Genomic DNA, 20917 nt, shown 5'->3' with positions numbered 1-20917 from the left:
GGATCTAAATAGAAAGAATCAAGCCGGGGGTTCTCCACCGGCTTTCTTGTTATCGCGGCAGCTTGATCAAGCTGGGGATAATGCAATAGAAATTTTTGTTAGGAGGGGCACATCATGAAGCTGCTGATCATTGATGACGAAGAAAGAACCAGGGAAATGCTGTCCAAGCATCTCGCATGGGGAGAATTAGGTGTTCATGAGGTGGAGACGGCACGCAATGGCTTGGTTGCCTTGGAGTTATGCCGAAGCTTTCGCCCTGACATCGTGCTCTGTGATATTCGGATGCCGAAGATGGATGGTATAGAATTCGCGAAGCGGCTCCGCGAAAGTGATCTTTCATGCAAGCTGCTGTTCATGAGTGGATTCTCGGACAAAGAGTATTTGATGTCGGCGATCCGGATGAATGCCCTTGACTATATTGAGAAGCCGATTAATCTGAACAAAGTCCGGGAGGCCGTTCGAGCGGCGGTGGAATCCAGGAAACATGATGAGAAGAAAAGGCTGGAGGAACGACAGCTGCAGGATGCCTATGATGAAGGTCTGCCTTATCTGAGACAGGAGATGGTCCGTAAGCTGATTACGGTTCCCGGTTCACTCCATGCACAGAAGGCTCTGGAGAGCAGAGAGACTTTTCTTCTGCCTCCGGAAGGAGTGTACACTGTGGTTGTATCGTCTTTGTACTGGCAAGCGCTGCAATATCCCGAAGATCCAAAGCTGGTGCAGGAGACCCTGCTGCGGAGGCTGAACCTGAATAGCACGCTGGCTTCGCTGCAGGGCATCTGCGGTTTCGATTCACGGCAATTTCTGATTTTCATTCTGCCGGAGGCTTTCGGCAGCAGCTATCGGGAACAACGCAGCGTGCTGGAGGAGCTTTATGCAGAGGTTGCAGGGATGATAGGCGGCAATAATATCCGTTTCCGTATGGGGGTCGGAGATTCGATAAAAGAACGGATGCAGATTCCGCATTCATATAGAACAGCCCTGGATGCGTGCAGTCTGCATTATTACAGTGAAGGTAGCCGACTAATCTTTGCCAGTGAAATTGGCGGCAACCGGGAACTGGCTACAGATTGGGATATGGTACGCAGTCTGCGCAGATTGCTGAAACAGGAAGAACTGGAAGCTGCCCGCTATCTAATTGTGAGTTGGACCAAGCAGGCAAGGGCGGCATGTGATTTGGATATTGTCCGGCTCAAGGATTCTTACTTCCAGTTCTTGCTGGTCATTCTTGATGTAGCGGTGCAGCTGGGATTCACAGATACAGATGAGGACACAGAACGGCGATACATCTGGAAGGAGATTGACCGTGTTCCCGATCTGGCGAGCATGGAGGAATATATCCTCTCCTTCCTGGACTTATTCCAGTTGACGGCCGAACCAGAAGGCAGCTCCGCAAAAATGAGGGAGATCCTGCAGTATATTCACAAACGCTTTCATGAAAAGGGCTTCGCGATCTCGGAAATTGCCAAACATGCGGGGTTGAATGAGACTTATCTCTGCTCCTTGTTCAAGAAGCAGAGAGGAAGCACTGTCAAGGAATATATCTCCTCACTGCGAGTGGAGAAGGCCAAGGAACTGCTGTTGGCCAAGGAGCTGAAGCTGTATGAGGTAGCAGACCGAACTGGCTTCACTGATGCCAATTACTTCACAACCTTTTTCAAAAAATATGCAGGCTGCACGCCTTCGGAGTACCGGGAGAGGATGGCCAAATGAAACGGAAGTTCCGGAGACCGTTCGCTGATTTTAGCATCCGTTATAAGCTGTTCGCTTCCTATATGCTGGTGATCATTATCCCGTTTGTCCTGCTGCTCTTCCTGCATCTGCACTTAACCGCGAATGAAAATGAGAAGCAGGCATTGTATTCGGCCCGCAAAATGCTGGAGGAAACCAAATCCTACCTGCAGTATCGTGCAGAAATGGTCAAAGAAGTACTGAACTTCATTGCGTTCAATGATACGGTACAGACACTGGTAGCCGAAGACCCGAAACGGTATGAGGATGTTAATCTCTGGGCAACGGATGCCAACAAGCTAGCTCGGGTGCTGGGGCAATTCCGCTACAATTCGGATATTGAGGCTGTTCGGCTCTATATGAAGCAGGGCCTTGCTTCGGTCACCGAGAATCCCGACTATATGAACATGGGCAATGTGGAGCACAGCCTCTGGTTCAAGAACTTCATCGCTTCCCATTCCTTTTTCACCTGGCTTCCTTCCTCCTCCTTTGAACAGGATGAAGGAAGGAGGGAAATATCGGTACTGCGCGTCATTTCGAATGCGCACAACATACATGAGAACGACGGTATTGTGCGTGCCCAGATCTCGCAGAGCACACTAATTTCTGTACTGGAACATGCCATTGCCACTCCGTCTACCTCCGTGGCCTTATTCAATGACCGCGGTGATATTCTCAGCACCTCAGGTAAATTTCTGTATACCTCCAAGGAATTTATGGATATGCTGTCGCAGGTTCCGGCCGATGGGGAAATGGACAACACCTGGTCGGACAGTCTGGAGTTCAATGGACAACGAATTCTTTTGGGAGTGCAGACAATACCTGAGACGAATATGAGTGTAGCGATGATTGTACCCTACTCCGACATTTTGAAATCGAGTAATAATATGCGCAATCGACTGATCTTTATTTTTTTACTAATTATTCCGCTCACTTTGGTTCTGTCCTTCATCGTAGCCGGTTCGGCAACCAAGCGTCTGAGGCAGCTTATTCGGCATGTTCGCAAGGTCAAGAATGGCAATTTCCACATCGATCCGCTTCCGGCCAATCAGGATGAGATCGGTGAACTGACCAGTAATTTTAATGGGATGGTCGAGAATGTGTCGCGGTTAATGGAGGAGACGTACACGCTTGGACGTGAAGTGAAGAATAAGGAGCTAAAGGCGCTGCAGGCACAAATTAATCCGCATTTTTTATACAACACTCTGGATCTGATTAATGTTATGGCTATTGAATCAGGAAATGGAGAAATATCCAAGGTCGTAGATAGGTTGGCGTTATTCTACCGGTTGAGCTTATCGAATGGTAGAGAAACCGTCACATTGGAGAGTGAACTGAGGCATGTGGAATCCTATGTGTCGATCCAGAATATGCGATTTAATAACGCGATCACACTGATCCTGAAGGTTCCACCAGAGTTGCTAGGTTGTGAGGTACCCAAAATCATGCTTCAGCCTTTGATTGAGAATGCGATTTTACATGGCATTATGGAACGGGATTCGGAGAAAGGTGAGATCCAAGTGTCCGCTAAAGAAGAAAAGGGAGATCTGCTCGTGGAAGTCAAAGACAATGGTATCGGTATGGAAAAAGAAATGTTGAAGTATGTGCTAAATAATAGGGCAATGAGTAAAGGTACCGGTGGATTTGGGATCTGGAACATTCAAGAGCGGATTAAGTTAAATTATGGATCTCAGTACGGATTGTCATTCACAAGCCTTCTTGGCAGCGGAACCACCGTACAGATGCGTATACCAAGTCAATAAAAAAGTAAGCGTTACCAGAGGATTTCAAAGTAGATCGAAAGTTTGCCCCATAGGTAGTGCCCCCCAAGCCATTTACAATAAGAAAGGAGAGAGAAACATTCAGAAGGAGGTTGCTTATGGGCGCCAAGGTAGAGCAAGTTGCGGTGCGGAAACCCCGAAAAATAAAAGGGCATTCCCCGCTACAGGAGATAAGGAAAAACTGGGTACTTTATACGATGTTTGTACCGATTGCCGTATATTTTATTATCTTTTCTTATATACCGATGACGGGCATCGTTATGGCTTTTAAGGAATTCAACTACAGAGACGGTATATTCATGAGTCCCTGGAACGGGCTGGAGAACTTCGAGTACTTTTTTCAATCCGGGAAGGCGTGGCTAGTGACAAGGAATACGATCCTGTACAATGTAGTATTTTTGGGATTGTACACTCTTTTCTCGATATTGGTTGCGGTTCTAATCTCGGAAACGTATAACAAATTTTTCAAAAAAACCGCACAGACATTAATGTTTCTGCCTTATTTCATATCTTGGGTTACCGTATCCGCGTTTGTTTACAACTTTTTCAATTATGAGTTCGGAATTGTAAACGTATTCCTGAGAAATATCGGGCTAGGAGCTATGGATATTTATTCGACTGAAAGCTATTGGTACCTTCTGCTTCCGTTGCTTTACGTGTGGAAGTGGGTCGGGTTTGGCAGTGTTCTTTATTTGGCGGCGATTGTCGGGATTGATCAGGAAATTTATGAGGCAGCAACAATTGACGGTGCCAGCCGTTTTCAGAAGATCATGAAAATCACGCTCCCTTTGCTCAAACCTACAGCGGTGGTGCTGATATTGCTTGGTCTTGGAAGGGTTATGCGTGGTGAGTTCGATATGTTCTATCAGCTGATCGGCAACAACGGTGCGCTCATGAATGCTACTGATATTATTGATACGTTAGTGTTCCGTTCGCTTATGGGTACGCAAGACTTTGGCATGGCTTCTTCAGTGGGTCTATATCAATCGGTACTTACCCTGATCATTATCCTGTTTGCCAATAAAATGGTCCGTCGCTATGACAAGGATAACGCACTATTCTAACTAAACCCTAGAAAGGAGGTAGCTTTATGGAAAATAATAAATTAAATTCGGCGCCTGTCTTCAAAGCCTTCTCGTACATTGTTGTATCACTTATCGCAATTCTGTGCCTGCTTCCGTTTATCGTTCTTATCTCCGGATCTGTTTCGGATGAAGGGCAGGTTTTGGCGAAGGGCTATTCCTTCTTTCCTCGCGGCTTTTCATTGGATGCCTACGCTTTCATCTTCCGCAATCCCGGTGAAATTCTCTCCGCTTACCGCGTTTCGGTGATTGTGGCGGTGGTTGGAACAGTGCTTTCGCTGTTGATCTCCACGATGGCGGCATACGTGATGTACCGCAAGGAGGTGAAGTATCGGAACAGACTGGCGTTTTTTCTGTTCTTCACCACATTGTTTAGTGGTGGACTGGCCCCTTATTTCATCTGGGTCACCAGTTATCTGCATCTGAAAAACACGCTTGCGGTGCTGATTTTGCTCCCTATGTTCAATGTGATGTATGTGTTGATTATGCGTAGCTTCATACAGGGCTCTGTGCCGGAGCCGTTGGTGGAATCAGCCAAAATTGACGGGGCGGGAGACTTTCGAATCTTCTGGCAGATGGTGCTGCCGCTCTGTAAACCTGCACTTGCTTCTATCGGCTTGTTCACTATTTTAGCCTACTGGAATGACTGGTGGACGCCCATGATGTTCACTGACAAGGAGCAGTACGTGCCGCTGCAGTACATGCTCTACAAAATGCTGTCCTCCATGAATATGTCAGCGGCCTTAGCCCAGCATGTGTCCTCGCTTGATATGCCGAAGGAAACGTTCAAGCTAGCTATGACGGTAATTGCCACTGGTCCGGTTGTGATCCTGTTTCCATTTCTTCAGCAGTATTTTGTCAAAGGCATCACGATTGGCGCGGTGAAAGGTTAAATCCTGCGATGCAGCGCCAAACCACTATATAAAAGTAAAAAAACTAAGGGGGAGAAAAAGTGAAAAATGCTAAGAAAAATGTGACGTTCATGCTTACCATGCTGCTGTCGCTGACGATGCTGTTGTCTGCCTGCTCAAAAGGAAACGAAAACAATTCAAACACGGCTAGCAATGACGAACCGACTTCTAGTCAAAAAGAGGTTGTACTGAAGGGCTACCTGCTCGGCGAAACGCCGAAGGGCATGCCTGAGGTGCTCGCCAAACTCAATGAAAAGCTGAAAAAAGACATCAATGCTACCATTGAGCTGAACTATATCGGTTGGGGTGATGTGCAATCGAAGTATCCGCTGTTGCTGGCCGCAGGTGAAGATGTGGACTTTATTTTTTCGGCAGATTGGGTTGGTTATGGCGAGCAGGCCAATAAAGGGGCCTTTTATGAGTTGAAGCCGGAGGATATCGCCAAATATATGCCGAAGAAATCGGCTGCTATTGATCCTGTCGCTTGGGAAGAGGCCAAGATTAACGGTAAAATCTTTATGATTCCGAAAACTACACCAGACAGTAATGTCTTTGTATCTGTACTTCGTAAGGATATTATGGCGGAAGCAGGCCTTACCGAGGTGAAACGTCTCTCTGAAATCGGTCCTTATCTGGAAACTGTGAAGAAAAACCATCCGGATATGATTGGTCTAAACCTGGATTCACAAGTTGATTTACCGACACCTTACCAACATCTAATGCGTGACAAGATTGGCTACACAACTGCTCCTTTTGGTGGTGGACCTTTGGCCCAAGGGGCAACTTACGATTTTACAGATCCGACTGGGAAAATCTATAGCATGGTAGAGGAGCCTTATCTAAGCGCACAAAAGTATGCTGCTAATATTATGAAGAATTGGTATGACAAAGGATATGTTAACAAAAATCCGTATGCAAACAAGATCCGCTCGAAGGATAATTATGTGGAAGGCAAATCTGCGGTAGCATTTGGCAACAGCATTGATATTGCTGCAACCCTTGAAGCTGCTGAAGCGAAAGGTATTGAAAGCTATATCATTCCGTCATTGATGCCAAACGGTAAGGTCCCAATGGGCAATTATATAGGTGGTGGGATTTCCATTGCGGCCAATTCCAAAAACCCGGAACGTGTGATGCAGGCGTTCGACCTTATTATGGAGGATCCATCTTATGTGTATTTGACTTATTACGGGATCGAAGGCAAGAACTATGTCGTCAAAGATGATAAAATCGGGTTGCCGGAAGGGGTAACAGCCGATACCAATACCTATCCTCCTGATGCTGCAGGCTTCTGGTTCGTAAATAAGGCCTTGTTTAAGCCGATGAGTACCTGGTCACAGACATATATTGACTTCTGGGAGAAGCAGGACGAATATAATACCTCAGACTTTATATTTAAGGGTTTCAACTTCAATTCGGAGAATGTCAAGACGCAGATTGCAAACCTGGCCAATGCTTCGACACAGTATGCCAATCCGATTTACATTGGTGCAGTCAAGGATGTAGACAAAGCATTTGATGAATTGACCAAAAATTTGGATAGTGCCGGTCTGGATAAGGTCAAAGTAGAGGTGCAGGCCCAGGCTGAAGAGTTCCTGGCGGAGAAGAAATAACCCTTAGACCTTCGGGTACAGCAATATTTGAACTAATAATCGTTGTTAGTTTTACAGGAGCGCAGTAGGCAGGCTGCGCTCTTTTGAGTACTTTCCAAGAATCTAAAATTATCCTTGAAAGTGAGTTGAATAGTATGATCGGCACCTGGCATTTTTTGCATCAAACCCCGGATACGACGATAAAGATGCAGTTCATCATTGATAAAAAAGAAGCTATTGCATTATCTGTTATCCTGGAGCCTTTTCCATTTCCAGTTGAGATCCACACCGTGACAGTTGAAGGGAATCTGTTACTAGCCAGAGGGATGTCCCAGTTTGTCCCCGGCGAATCTTTCGAATTTGATTTGACCTTTGAAAATCAGGAATTCCAGGGCAGGATCAAACTTCCCCACCAGGAAGCCTTTTTCGTGAAGGGTACGAAAGGGACCGGTCCATCCCTCGAAAATTTGCTGATTTCTAAACTCTCTCATTACCGGAAGCAAGATGTAAAGCAACGAGACGATCAGGAGATCCGTCAAGCAGTAGAAGCCCTGCTGAACAAGATGTCCATCACCGATAAAATCGGTCAGATGAGCCAGTGCATGTCGACCAACCTCTCCCTTGGATCAGATATTGATTCTGATACGCCAGAGAAACTGATTCGTGAAGGCAGCGTGGGTTCGGTACTATCTGCCGTAAACAGTAACCGCGTGTTCGAATTGCAGAAAATTGCGGTAGAACAGTCCCCCCACGGTATTCCATTGTTATTTAACTTTGATGTGATCCATGGCTTTCAGACTGTGTTTCCGGTACCACTCGCCTGGTCCTGCAGCTGGGACATGGCAGCTATTCGGGAAGCCAGCGCGATTGCCGCAAAAGAAGCCAGTGCTACTGGAATAAACTACAACCATGGGCCGATGGTGGATATTACAAGAGACCCGCGTTGGGGACGTGTCGTTGAAGGAGCAGGCGAAGATCCATACTTGGGCAGCTTAATCGCCAAGGCGCAAGTTGAAGGTTTTCAAGGAGACAGCTTATTCGATCCAGAAACAATTATTGCTTGTTTGAAACATTTTGTCGCATACGGGGCTGCTGAAGCAGGTCGGGATTACAATACGGTGGATATTTCTGAAGGGACACTTCGCAATGTGTATTTGCCGCCGTTTCAGGCGGGGATTGAAGCTGGTGCAGGGTCGGTTATGAATTCCTTCAATACGTATCAAGGAGTGCCGGTGGCAGGTAACCGATACATTCTTAACGAGCTGCTTCGAAAAGAGCTGGGCTTTGACGGAATTTTGATTTCCGACTATGGTTCCATAGATGAAATTGTCGCTCATGGAAACGCGAAAGACAGTAAGGAAGCAGCAAAAAAAGCACTTGATGCAACGATGGATATCGAAATGGTAACCCGTTCGTATGATCATCTGCATGAATTAATCGAACGAGGACTCGTAACAGTCGAACAATTAAATGAAGCCGTACGGCGTATCCTGACTTTTAAATATAAGATCGGTATTATGGATGATCCGTTCCGCTATGTTCGTCCAGAGAAAGAGAAGGAATATCACTTCCATCCGAAGCATTTGGGGGCGAGCCGGAAGTTGGCACAGAAGTCCATTGTCCTGTTAAAAAATAACGGTGTTCTCCCTCTTGCAGACAAGGGACAAAAGCTTGCGGTGATCGGTCCATTCGGCGATAGCAAGGATATGCTGGGTCCCTGGCAGTGGTCCCGGTATTCGAAGGAGACTGTTACGCTGAGAGAAGGTCTGCAAGAGAATGGATTTCCGAAGACCCACCTTTTGGTGGAAGCCGGCTGTACGGTTGAAGAAGCATTGGACGGGGGAGTTGAGCGGGCTGTTGCAGCGGCGGAACAAGCGGATATCGTCATTCTGGCGCTCGGAGAGAGCAGTGAAATGTCGGGCGAGGCAGCGTCCCGCATGGACATTACGCTGCCGAAGGTGCAGCAGGAGCTTGCGGAGGCCATCGTTCGTGTGGGTAAGCCGACAGTACTGGTCCTGACCAATGGACGGCCTCTGGTCCTGGATTGGTTTGAGCACCATGTGGATGCCATTGTAGAGACCTGGTTTCTGGGATCTCAAGCGGGACATGCCATAGCCGATGTGCTCTTGGGCGAATATAATCCTTCCGGCAAACTGACCATGAGTTTCCCCGTACATATCGGACAAGTACCGGTATACTACAACCACTTTAAAACCGGGAGACCCGTAACGGAAAGCAATAAAGGGGAAAAGTTCTTTTCCAGATATATCGATGGCTCAAATGGTCCGTTATACCCGTTCGGTTACGGCCTAAGCTATACAACTTTTGAGATTTCCGACATTCAATTATCGCAAATGCAGATGACGGATTCGGAAACGATGGTCGCCAGCGTAACGGTTACCAACACAGGAACGGTATCGGGTGAAGAAACCGTTCAAATGTATATCCAGGATCTTTATGGTAGTGTAGTCCGTCCCGTAAAGGAGCTTAAAGGATTTGAAAAGGTTAAATTAGCAGCAGGTGAAGCGAAAGAAATCTGCTTCAGTATTACCACAGCGGATTTGGTATACTGGCATCCGAATCTGAAGTATGGCGCTGAATCGGGGGATTTTAAGGTATATATCGGTTCAAGTTCCCTTGATGTGAAAGAGGCATCGTTCGAGCTTTTACAGCCAACACAAAGCAAGACAGATAAAGTCGCCAAATGAAAAACGAAAAGTCGTTTAAAGGGTAGAGCTGGTTCACGGTTCAACGTAAGCTTGAAGTAGACTGGGTGCCTTTTTGTATGTTGAAAGGGCATGAACTGTACAATCTGTACCGTTTATCTAAACGGAAAACATGATTACTAGGAGGTAAAAGATGATTTACAAAGATGCCAGTAAGTCTATTCATGAGAGAGTCGAGGATTTAATTGGAAGAATGACATTGAGGGAGAAAGTAGCCCAGTTATATTGTGCAAATTCATATGGTGGAGAATCCGTTTATGATACCCGAAAAGAGAAATTAAAGAATGGGATTGGGACCATTAGTTATTTGAATGATTCCTTTACCGGGGAAATGAAGAAGGATCAGGATTCTATAAAAGGCATACAACAATTTCTTGTAGAGGAAACCAGACTAGGTATTCCAGCTTTGATTCACAGCGAGGGTATAGCTGGCGCCCAGATTCCAAGTGCTACCACTTTTCCACAGTCGCTTAATCTTGCCTCTACGTGGGATCCAACTTTAGCAGAGACAATGGGTGAGATCGTCAAGAAACAACTAAGAGCTTTTGGGTTTAGAGCTGTGCACTCCCCTTTGTTTGACTTGGGAAGAGATCCGAGATTTGGTAGAATTAGTGAAACTTATGGGGAAGATCCCTATTTAGTTGCGAGAATAGGCGTGTCTTTCGTGAAAGGAATTCAAGGAGATCATGAGTTAATGGCTACCGCCAAACATTTTGTCGGTTATGGAAATGCCGAAGGTGGCAGAGGGGGCGGTGAACAGCAAATATCGGAGAGAAGATTGCTGGATAGTTACTGCTTCCCCTTTGAAGCAGCCATCCACGAGGCGAACGTAAAAGCGATAATGAATAGCTATGGCATGTTAAATGACCAGGCGGTGGCTACGTCAAAATGGTTGCTCACCGATATTTTAAGAAACAAGCTAGGCTTCAAGGGACTGGTTGTAGCTGATTACGGTAGTATTACGCATGCCTTCTTACGTTACAGAGTGGCAGAAGATGCAAAGGAAGCAGGCATTCTGGCTTTGAAAGCGGGAATGGACGTAGAACAACCTGGCAACCAATGTTACCAGCACTTGGTAGAAGCAGTCGAGTTGGGAGAGCTTAACGAAGCTCAGATTGATGTTTCTCTGAGAAGGATACTTGAAACCAAATTCACATTAGGGCTATTCGAGAAACCATATGAAGAAGGTGACTTCTTTGTTGAGATCAAAAAAACAGAAAATGCAGAATTATCACAGGAGATTGCTGAAAAATCGATGGTATTGGTGAAAAATGAAGAAGCCATTTTACCTCTAAAAAAGAATCTGAAAGTTGCACTTATAGGTCCCAACTCCGATACCAAGACCAACTTCTTCGGAGGGTATTCATCGGTAGGATCAGCTAGTACTAGAAGTAGTGATTTTGATAAATCAGAAGAGGACAGCTTCTTGAGAATGATGTATGCAGGGACTATTACTGATAATAAAGAGTCATTAAAATCGATGGGAATTGAATTTGAGGATCAACCTACTCTGGAGCAAAAAGAAATCATTATGAATATGATCAGGCAGAATCTGAATTCTGATGAGGCTTCCAACAAAGTATATAAGACCAATGAAGAATTTGTTCATATGTTTTATCCTGATTGTAAATCAGTAAAAGATGTTATGGAGGAAACGTTTGGGAAGGATCATATCTTACATGCCAAAGGCTGCAATATTTTCAAGGCAATAGATGGAGGTATCGAATCCGTAAAAGCAGCGGTAGAACAGGCGGACGTTGTAATTGCAGTATTAGGCGGGAAAGAAAGCATGATCGACCCTGAAGCCACTTGTGGTGAAAACAAAGATAACATCAACATCGGTCTTGAAAAGCCTCAACTGGAGATGATGGAGGAAGTTTTCAAACTGAATAAACCTGTTATTTCAGTTATCGTTGACGGCCGACCTTTAGCTACACCATTTGTAAGTGAACACAGCAAAGCTGTCTTGTATTCATGGCTTCCAGCACAGTCTGGCGCGAACGCGATTGTGAATATTCTTACAGGAAAGAAGAATCCTAGCGGAAAGTTACCTGTAACCATCGTGAAAGAGAGCGGTCAAATTCCTATGTATAACAGCCGATTGCCACTCTATGCTGATATTGATGAATTTGCTGAATACATTAGAACCATCCAAAATGAACCGTTATATCCGTTTGGACATGGACTAAGCTATTCACATTATAAATATTCAGACTTAGTGCATGACGTTACGGTTCAAACGGACGGAGAATTGAATCTAGAATTTAAGCTCAACAATACGGGACAAGTTGCCGGTGATGAAGTAGTACAGGTATATATCCGGGATCGAGTGAGTAGTGTCGCAAGACCTGTGAAGCAACTAGTCGGATTTGCACGAGTGACCTTGGATGTGAACGAAATAAAGAATATTGCTTTCAAAGTAGACATGAAACAACTGGCTTTTCATGACTTAAATATGGATCAAGTTGTTGAACCGGGGAAAATGGAGGTATTCATAGGTGCTTCATCCCAAGATATTCGATTAAAAGGTGCCTTTGAGATCATGGGGGAAAAACTTCTTGTTGAACGGAAGGTATTCTCATCCAAGGTAATGATCATATAATAATACCGGTCATCGTATAGAAGCAGGATACGATCCGTTAAATGAGATTCGTTAGAGACGATCAGGGAATAACCTGATCGTCTTTTTGACGATTAGAATCGTTAACTAAACTTGAGTTTTTCTTTTTACTTAACACGCAAGCACCGTTTGTTTATTTGTAAAAATTATTACATATTATGTATTTTATTGTTAGATATCTTTTGGACTTGGCAATTAGTCATTATGTTTTTAGACGTAGTCGGCAAAGTGCAACTCTGAAGTCGGCAAAGCGGTAGTGGAAAAGTTATTAAACTAATAAAATTAATCTAATGCAACTTATCATTTAATTAATGGAAAGAGCACTTAACTAACACAATCGGCTTTATGTCAGAACTAATTTAAAAAAGGTAGATGGTTATAATGAACGTTGGTACATGGATTTTTTATTTGAATCACCAGAATCAAAATTTAAAATACAATTTTTAATTGAGAAAAGACAAGACTACACATTATCTGTAGTTATGGAGCCGATTTCTCTTCCTGTGGAGACCACCACACTTAATGTAGATGGAAACGTTATGAGTGCTAAAGGTTTTTCTCCTCTTGTGCCCAGTGAACCCATTGAATTCGAACTAACATTTGAGAAGGAAGAATTCCACGGCCGAATTAATTTTCCGTATCAGGAGACCATTTTAGTTCGTGGTGCCAGGGGGGCAGGTCCTTCACTCATGGATGATCTAATTGCTGAGCTGGACCATACAAAAAGCAAAACGTACATCAACGGGATGATGAAGAAATTTTCCAATGCGTAGAAACCTTGCTTAGTACGATGTCCATAACAGAAAAAATTGGTCAGATGAGCCAATGTTTAGCCTCAATTATTCCCTTGGTTCAGATGTTGAATCAGAACCAACAGAAAAATTAATAGCTGAAGGTCGCGTAGGATCAGTTCTAGGAGCATTAGGCTGTAACAGAGTATTTGAACTTCAAAAAATAGCAGTACGCAATCTCCTCATGGAATTTCATTATTTTTTAATTTTGATGTAATGCACGGATTTCAAACTATCTTCCCTGCTACGAACGCCTGGTCATGCAGTTGGAATATTGCTGCGATTAAAGATGCCTGTGAAATTGCTGCGAAAGAAGCTAGTGATGTTGGTATAAATTACAATCATGGACCGAATTCCCTGTGCATTTGTTTATATTGGATCAAGTTCTCGCGATGTAAAACAAAAACAAACAACCTTCCAACTGCTGTCATCTGAGTATTAAACATTAGTACTTATTCATAGAGGGGTGCACGGAAGAAGTGTCTGAGGCTGTTATATACGTACACCCTGGAGTGAATCTTGCCTAGTTCAGGAGTAAGAACATTTAAATAAATTGACAACCCGAGGGGCTGAGAATATTGGAACGCGAGCTATCGAATAAACAGTTAATCGGTGAGGCCACTGGACAATTCTCTTTAAGTATTGTTACAAGTTTAATGTCTTTATTAATGTTCTTCTATACGGATATTGTTGGTGTTTCAGCAGGGCTGGTAGGAACAATTCTCTTATTGACCAAAATTATTGACTCGGGAGCCGATATCGGTATGGGATATATCGTTGACCGAACTCGTTCTAAACATGGACAAGCCCGGCCTTGGTTATTACGTATGATCATTCCCATGTTTTTACTCACTCTATTGATGTTCACCGTGCCTGATATTAGTTATGCTGGGAAAATGGTTTATATTGTAGTTAGTAACTTACTATTTTATATTTTTCTGATCACCCCAACAAGCATTCCATATGCAAGTCTAATGGCGTTGACGACAAGAAACACACAGGATCGTTCATTAATGGGATTGTATAGATCTTCGTTCAGTTTTATTGCTGGTGGAATAGTTACAGTAGGTTTTATTCCATTAGTCAACATGTTAGGTGGTGGACAACAAGAGTGGATATTGTTGGCTGGTAGCTTAGCTTTGATCGCAGCGATTGGTTTAATCATTGCATTTAGATCAACAAAAGAAAAATATAATACTGAAGAGTTAAAAGAAGTGGGCGAACTTAAAAAAACATTACCTCTTAGAACGGGAATTAAGCTATTATTTTCAAACCGCTATTGGTTAGTAGCATTTCTGGTAGGATTCCTCTTAAATGTTACGTTCGCAATGTCTAGTGCATCCGGATTGTACTATGCGAAGTACATTTGGGGGAATGTGAATTTAGTAGGGATATTAGGAGGGATAACACTTCTTTTAACAATAATAGTATTTATTATATCCATGCCACTTATTAAAAGATGGGGACAGCGAAATACAGCAATCGTTGGTTTGTGTGTAGGAGTTATGGGTGGTTTAATCCGTATTATTGATCCGTACAGTATCTTGGTTGGTATCATTGGATCTGCATTACAAGCATTTGCTACGATTCCTCTTTTAGTAGTTATGCTACCACTTATCACGAATACGATTGAATATGGGGAATGGAAACACGGTCAGCGAATTGTTGGGCTAACAAACAGTGTGAATTCAGTAGGCAACAAGTTAGGTGCTGCTTTGGGAACTGCAGTAATTGGATGGCTTCTGGCATTTGGACATTTTCAAGAAGGAGCTTCTTTACAAACTGAATCAGCTAATTTTATGATTATAGTTATGAGTATATATTTACCGATGGTAGTACATGCTCTAATGGCAATATTACTGTGTTTTTATTCTTTGGAGAAGCAGTATACCCGTATTCTGGATGATTTATCTAAAAGGGATAACTTATTATAATAGTCTATCTATCAGTTCAAACAAATTATTATTCAGAACTCAAAGAGTGAACAGCAGATTGCCGAAAGAAACTCCTAGATACGTACAGTTTTCCATTTGAAGCAGCAATACATGAATCAAACTTGATGGGTGTCATGAGTAGTTACGGCATCTTAAATGACCAGGCAGTATCTACGTCAAAATGGTTACTGACAGATATCCTAATAAATAAATTGGGTTTCAATGGATTGGTTGTTGCGGATTATGGTAGCGTTAGCCATGCCAATCATGATATCGGGTAGCACAAGACCCGAAGGAGACAGCTATCTTGGCACAGCATTCTATCACTGAATAAGAATATAAAGATAGCTTTAATTGGACCTTCTTCAGACAATATAATTAATTTCTTTGGCGGTTATTCTTCCGTTGGCTCGGCCAGTACAAAATGTAGTGATTTTGATAAATCTGAAGATGACAATTTTGTTAAGATGGCTTATGCAGGTGCCATAACCGAACATAAAGAATCATTTAAAGCTTTAAGCATTGAGCGAACAAAAAGTCATTATCATGAATTTAGTCAAACAGAACCTGAGTTCACACACCTCATCCAGTAAAGTGTATGAAAATACAGAGGAATTTGTTGAACTATTCTATTCCCAGGGTAAATCGGTGAGAGCGGTTTTGGAGGGTCAATTCGGAAAAGATTAAGTTGCACATCCTTTGTATACAGTAACTTAGAATTGAATAGCTAAGTTATGCCAAATGAAAAATTAAGAGTAAGTTTCAAAATAAAAAATGAAGGATCATGTTTCGGAGATGAAGTTGTACAAATCTATATTAGAGACTGTGTAAGTAGTGTCGTAAGACCCGTTAAGCAACTTGTAGGATTTGCTAGGGTTAGCTTGGAGGCTCAGGCGTCAAAAGAAGTTACTATTGAGATAGACATGAGACAACTTGCATTCCATGATCTGAACATGGATCAGGTAGTGGAACCAGCGAGAATGAAATTGTTTGTAGGTGCATCCTCAGAAGGTATCCGATTAAAGGATAGCTTCACTATTGAAGGCGAAAAACTGATTGTAGAGCGTAAAGTGTTTTCAGCTTTAACATCAATAAGTTAAAGGAACGTCTGTAGTGGTAGACTAGCAAAGAATCCAATCGTCATTTAATAATCGCCGATTTACAGATGAATCAAACTGTGAATTGGCGATTTTATTAGCAACTGTTAGCACGAAAAAATGGATACTTGATGCATGAATAGATAACACACAGATATATAGGTCGTCAAATGAATACCAAGAAGTCGTTTTTAGAGCAGTTTACAGTTTTAATTCGTATTATTGTATATGTACTCACTCGAAATTAAGTTAATAGTCCAAGATTCTTTTAAAGGTACTCCATTTTCCAAATAGAATACTGGAAGGATGTGAGTATGAACAGTCGTAATTTTAGATATTTCAACTAATTTGGAGGCTGATAAACTTATGATTAAGAATTCCTTTAATTCTGATTGGACAGTAGGACCGAGAACGACATACTTTTCAGAGCTTATCAGTAATCAATCCGCTTCGAAGTATGTAACTCTTCCACATGATGCAATGTTGGAGAATGTACGATCAGAAAATGGGAGTAGCAATATTGCTTGTTATCCAGACGGGGAATATGAATATAAAAAAAGTTTCTTTGTTCCTGCCGAATATCAGCACAAGCGGGTAACAATCGAATTTGAAGGCGTGTATAACCAGGCTATGGTATACATAAATGGCGATTTTGCCTGCCAGCGTCCGTTCGGATATAGTCAATTTTATGTGAAGGCAGACCGATTTCTTAAGTATGGAGCAGACAATGAAATAAAGGTTGTCGCCATGACAAATAAAGATTCTAGGTGGTACTCGGGCGCAGGTATATATCGAAATACCAAACTGATTGTCGGAAATTTAGTTCATATAGCGCTAGATAGTTTGAATATTGATACTCCATATATCCATAATGATCGTGCAGTTATATGTGTTGAGGCAACGATTGAAAATGAAAGTTTAAGTACGGTGACAGCGAAAGTGTTAACTGAGATCTTTGACAATAACGGAAATCTTGTAGCTTCTGACTTATCACCAGTTACAACCTTTGCTGGTGAATCGGGTAAACTTCGACAGCGCATGCTTGTGAGGGAACCAAAACTATGGAATGTGAATGAACCTAATTTATATACTTGTAAATTAACAGTTACAATTGATGAGGATTTAATAGATGAAGACACATCTACCTTTGGAATTCGTTCTCTTACACTGGATTCTGAACAAGGATTGTGTATTAACGGAGAACAAGTAAAACTTCGTGGTGCTTGTATTCATCACGATAATGGTGTAATAGGAGCCGCAACCATAGATAGAGCTGAAGAACGACGCGTTGAAATTTTGAAAAATGCGGGATTTAATGCACTGCGAAGTGCTCATCACCCGATGAGTAAAGCTCTACTGGACGCATGTGATCGACTAGGCATACTTGTAATGGACGAAAGCTTTGATATGTGGACTACAACTAAATCCGAGCATGATTATGCGCTGCATTTCCCTGTTTGGTGGGAGAAGGACATTGAAGCGATGGTAAACAAGGATTATAACCATCCATGTGTCATTATGTATTCAATTGGAAATGAGATTCCTGAAACAGGTAGCCCGTTCGGTTCTATGTGGGGACGCAAGTTGTCAGAAAAAATACGTTCTTTGGATTCTACACGTTTCGTAACCAATTCAATAAATTTTATGCTTGCAGTAATGAGTGATCTCGCCGCGCACAAAGATGAGGATCAGCATGACAGCGCTGAATCTTCGGGCATTAATACGATGATGAATGACTTAGGAGATGTTATGGCGAAAATCGTGACCAGTGATGCATGTACCATGAAAACTGCTGAGTCTTTCGCCAACGTAGATATTGCTGGCTACAATTATGGAGAAGCAAGATACCTGATGGATAAAAAGTTATTTCCCAACAGAATTATAGTTGGGAGTGAGACTTTTGCAGGGAAAATTGATCAATACTGGAAAATGGTGAAGGAGAACTCTCATCTAATAGGTGACTTTACTTGGACTGGATGGGATTACTTAGGGGAAGCAGGAGTAGGAAGAGTACACTATGATTGGGATGGTCCACTTATGGAAATCCAAAGCAAGTATCCCTGGGTTACTGCCTGGGTCGGTGATATTGATATTACTGGGGAAAGAAGACCGATATCATACTATCGTGAAATCGTGTTTGGTCTACGCAAACAGCCTTATATTGCGGTCCAGCGTCCGGAGCATTATTCCCGAAATGCAACATTATCAAGTTGGGGATGGAGTGATTCTATTTCCAGTTGGTCGTGGAATGGATACGAAGGGCAACCAATTAAAGTGGAGTTGTATTCTGATGCAGAAGTTGTCGAGTTACTGATTAATGGTAAGTCGGTAGGCAAGGCCTCAATAGGTGAATCGAATCGATTCAAAGCCGAGTTTGATACGATTTATGAGCCTGGAGAAGCCACGGTTGTAGCGTATAACGGGGGGCAAGAAACCGGAAGAATGACGCTTCATTCTGCCAGCGGTGCTGTTGTATTGAATTCCGAAGTCGACCGTGCGGAGATTACAGCGGCCGATAATGATCTCGCTTTTATAAAGATAAGTTTGATTGACGAACTTGGAAATTTATATAATACAGCTGACCGTAAAGTTTCAGTTAAGGTAGAGGGTCCTGGTGTGCTTCAGGGTTTAGGAAGTGCCAAGCCTGATACTGAGGAACCATTCTTTAACAATGAGCACACTACCTTTGATGGCAAAGCTTTAGCTGTTGTGCGTCCAACTGGTAAAGGTACTATCACCGTGAAGGTTAATGCAGACGGCTGTGACACTCAAATTGTAACTATCCTTTCGAGTTAATTTAAAAAAGAATCTTGTGAGGGAAATGAGATGATAGGATTTGGAAACGTTCTGAGTGAAATGAGAGAGCTGTTATTGGTAATTCCGAAGAAGTAGTATAGGCATGCTGGCCGATCCCTATTTTCTTGGATCGGCCATAGTGTGTTATAGATGAAATTATGTATAAATTATCTTGCTTTACAAAAATCATAAAAAGGAATGATATTCTTGTCTAAAGAAAAAAATAGAATTAAAGAGTACGTATCCAAAATGACAATTGAAGAGAAAGCAGCACTCACCTCTGGCTTAGACACTTGGTATACGAAAGGTGTTCAGCGTCTCGGTATACCCAAACTTCACTTAGCCGATGGACCTCATGGATTAAGAATTGAACCTAAAAAGAGTGATGATCATAACATATTCAACTCAAAACCTACGGTTTGTTTTCCTTCAGGCTGCCTTCTCGCTTCCAGTTTTGATACTGAAGTCACTCGTTTGGTAGGTGAAGCACTAGGTGAAGAATGCCTGGCTGAAGATGTGGATATCATACTTGGGCCTTCGCTAAATACCAAAAGATCTCCATTGTGTGGTAGGAATTTTGAATATATGTCTGAAGATCCATTACTGGCAGGAGAACTGGGTGCAGCCTATGTTAACGGGGTGCAAAGTAAGGGAGTGGGAACGAGTGTAAAACACTTTTTTGCCAACTCACAAGAACATCGCCGAGTTACATCATCATCGAATGCTGATGAACGAACTTTAAGAGAGTTATATTTAACTAACTTTGAAATCGTAATCAAAAAGTCTCAGCCTTGGACAGTTATGACTGCATATAACAAAGTTAATGGAACCTTTGCGACAGAAAATAGCAAGTATGTAGAAAATGTATTGTATAAAGAGTGGGGATTTGAAGGTTTTGTAGTCTCAGATTGGGGTGCTGTTCATGATCGAATTGAAGCGGCAAAAGGAGGAACTGCACTTACGATGCCGTCTGATTCCACTAATGATAATAAACTAGTTGAGGCAGTCAAGTCTGGTGAACTTGAGGAACAACAGCTTGATAAACTTTGCGGGCGGATTTTAGAGATTACGTATCGTGCACAAAAAGGAAAAGTAACCAAAAAACACAACTATGAAGTTGCGTTTAAATGTGCACAAGATGCAGCCGAACAGTCGATTATCCTTTTGAAAAATGAAGGTATATTACCTCTTTCGCCAAAAAGTAAGGTTGCATTTGTTGGTAAATATGCCGAGGTTCCTCGTTATTAAGGAGGAGGTTCCTCACACATCAAATCATACAAAATCATTTCGGCACTCGACGCTGTTAAAGAAATTACACAAGTAACTTATGCGCAAGGATATGAAGATAATGAAGAACGCACTAACGAGGCGCTCCATACAGAGGCAATCGAAGCCGCAAAAGCCGCAGATGTTGCAATCGTATTTGCTGGCCTCCCAGAGTCATTTGAATCAGAGGGTTATGACCGTAATCATATGAGAATGCCGAGAAGTCAGAACGCACTAATCGAGGCCGTTGCAGCAGTCAATCCCAATACCGTTGTTGTTTTACAGAACGGTTCTCCTGTAGAAATGCCTTGGGCTGATCAGGTTAAGGGAATCATGGAAACTTATCTTGGTGGAGATGCTATAGGTGCAGCTACTGTGAATATCCTATATGGCAAAGTGAATCCTTCGGGGAGACTGGCAGAAAGCTTTCCCAAAAAGGTGGAAGATAATCCGTCCTACCTGTTCTATATTGGAGAGAATGACAATGTAGAGTACCGAGAAGGCGTGTTTGTTGGTTATCGTTATTATGAAACTAAGAAGTGTGATGTACTTTTCCCGTTTGGCCACGGTCTTTCTTATACCCATTTTGA

Annotated in this window: 12 protein-coding genes and 3 pseudogenes; all 15 read left to right on the top strand. The window is 42.8% G+C overall.

The features are described from left to right. Positions 1 to 114: 114 nt before the first annotated feature. On the top strand, positions 115 to 1713 hold the full coding sequence (locus FE296_RS26230) for a response regulator (protein WP_150366878.1): 1599 nt from the start codon (positions 115 to 117) through the stop codon (positions 1711 to 1713). Then, complete coding sequence (locus tag FE296_RS26225; RefSeq protein WP_150366876.1) at positions 1710 to 3494, top strand: cache domain-containing sensor histidine kinase; 1785 nt, start codon at positions 1710 to 1712, stop codon at positions 3492 to 3494. The genes FE296_RS26230 and FE296_RS26225 overlap by 4 nt, the downstream gene beginning before the upstream one ends. 116 nt (positions 3495 to 3610) lie before the next feature. Then, positions 3611 to 4576 carry an ABC transporter permease gene (locus FE296_RS26220; protein WP_150366874.1) on the top strand — a complete coding sequence of 322 codons (966 nt, stop codon included), beginning with the start codon at positions 3611 to 3613 and terminating at the stop codon, positions 4574 to 4576. 26 nt (positions 4577 to 4602) lie between these two features. Beyond that, positions 4603 to 5487 carry a carbohydrate ABC transporter permease gene (locus tag FE296_RS26215; RefSeq protein ID WP_150366873.1) on the top strand — a complete coding sequence of 295 codons (885 nt, stop codon included), beginning with the start codon at positions 4603 to 4605 and terminating at the stop codon, positions 5485 to 5487. Positions 5488 to 5546: 59 nt separating this feature from the next. Beyond that, a complete protein-coding gene (locus tag FE296_RS26210) occupies positions 5547 to 7118 on the top strand; it encodes an ABC transporter substrate-binding protein (protein WP_150366871.1) in 1572 nt (523 codons plus the stop codon). Positions 7119 to 7201: 83 nt separating this feature from the next. Continuing rightward, complete coding sequence (gene bglX, locus FE296_RS26205) at positions 7202 to 9805, top strand: beta-glucosidase BglX (protein ID WP_223869033.1); 2604 nt, start codon at positions 7202 to 7204, stop codon at positions 9803 to 9805. Positions 9806 to 9956: 151 nt separating this feature from the next. After that, on the top strand, positions 9957 to 12425 hold the full coding sequence (locus tag FE296_RS26200; protein WP_150366869.1) for a glycoside hydrolase family 3 N-terminal domain-containing protein: 2469 nt from the start codon (positions 9957 to 9959) through the stop codon (positions 12423 to 12425). A gap of 413 nt (positions 12426 to 12838) precedes the next feature. Next, positions 12839 to 13216: a hypothetical protein gene (locus tag FE296_RS26195; protein ID WP_150366867.1), complete on the top strand. Its 378-nt coding sequence runs from the start codon at positions 12839 to 12841 to the stop codon at positions 13214 to 13216. Positions 13217 to 13411: 195 nt separating this feature from the next. Next, a pseudogene (locus FE296_RS26190) lies at positions 13412 to 13669 on the top strand (hypothetical protein); the annotation flags it as partial. A 143-nt stretch (positions 13670 to 13812) separates the two neighbouring features. Further along, positions 13813 to 15168: an MFS transporter gene (locus FE296_RS26185; RefSeq protein ID WP_150366866.1), complete on the top strand. Its 1356-nt coding sequence runs from the start codon at positions 13813 to 13815 to the stop codon at positions 15166 to 15168. A 74-nt stretch (positions 15169 to 15242) separates the two neighbouring features. Continuing rightward, a pseudogene (locus tag FE296_RS34105) lies at positions 15243 to 15449 on the top strand (glycoside hydrolase family 3 N-terminal domain-containing protein); the annotation flags it as partial. A 453-nt stretch (positions 15450 to 15902) separates the two neighbouring features. Continuing rightward, positions 15903 to 16268, top strand: a complete 366-nt coding sequence (locus tag FE296_RS26175) for a fibronectin type III-like domain-contianing protein (protein ID WP_150366864.1) — start codon at positions 15903 to 15905, stop codon at positions 16266 to 16268. A 363-nt stretch (positions 16269 to 16631) separates the two neighbouring features. Further along, a complete protein-coding gene (locus FE296_RS26170; RefSeq protein WP_150366863.1) occupies positions 16632 to 19061 on the top strand; it encodes a glycoside hydrolase family 2 TIM barrel-domain containing protein in 2430 nt (809 codons plus the stop codon). 207 nt (positions 19062 to 19268) lie between these two features. Continuing rightward, entirely contained in the window at positions 19269 to 20309 is a 1041-nt protein-coding gene (locus tag FE296_RS26165; RefSeq protein WP_190945559.1) for a glycoside hydrolase family 3 protein, read from the top strand. A 12-nt stretch (positions 20310 to 20321) separates the two neighbouring features. Further along, positions 20322 to 20834, top strand: a pseudogene (locus FE296_RS33860) (glycoside hydrolase family 3 protein); the annotation flags it as partial. Positions 20835 to 20917 lie beyond the last annotated feature (83 nt).

The organism is Paenibacillus sp. UASWS1643, assembly GCF_008693195.1.
In the GTDB taxonomy this organism is placed as follows: Bacteria; Bacillota; Bacilli; order Paenibacillales; family Paenibacillaceae; genus Paenibacillus; species Paenibacillus amylolyticus_B.
Note: the sequence above shows the minus strand (reverse complement) of the source record. Positions and strands in the feature narration are given on the sequence as shown.

Bases quoted from the DNA above. Each gene is read 5' to 3' on its own strand.
- FE296_RS26230 (WP_150366878.1), top strand. From the start codon at position 115: ATGAAGCTGCTGATCATTGATGACGAAGAAAGAACCAGGGAAATGCTG.
- FE296_RS26225 (WP_150366876.1), top strand. From the start codon at position 1,710: ATGAAACGGAAGTTCCGGAGACCGTTCGCTGATTTTAGCATCCGTTAT.
- FE296_RS26220 (WP_150366874.1), top strand. From the start codon at position 3,611: ATGGGCGCCAAGGTAGAGCAAGTTGCGGTGCGGAAACCCCGAAAAATA.
- FE296_RS26215 (WP_150366873.1), top strand. From the start codon at position 4,603: ATGGAAAATAATAAATTAAATTCGGCGCCTGTCTTCAAAGCCTTCTCG.
- FE296_RS26200 (WP_150366869.1), top strand. From the start codon at position 9,957: ATGATTTACAAAGATGCCAGTAAGTCTATTCATGAGAGAGTCGAGGAT.
- FE296_RS26195 (WP_150366867.1), top strand. From the start codon at position 12,839: ATGGATTTTTTATTTGAATCACCAGAATCAAAATTTAAAATACAATTT.
- FE296_RS26175 (WP_150366864.1), top strand. From the start codon at position 15,903: ATGCCAAATGAAAAATTAAGAGTAAGTTTCAAAATAAAAAATGAAGGA.
- FE296_RS26170 (WP_150366863.1), top strand. From the start codon at position 16,632: ATGATTAAGAATTCCTTTAATTCTGATTGGACAGTAGGACCGAGAACG.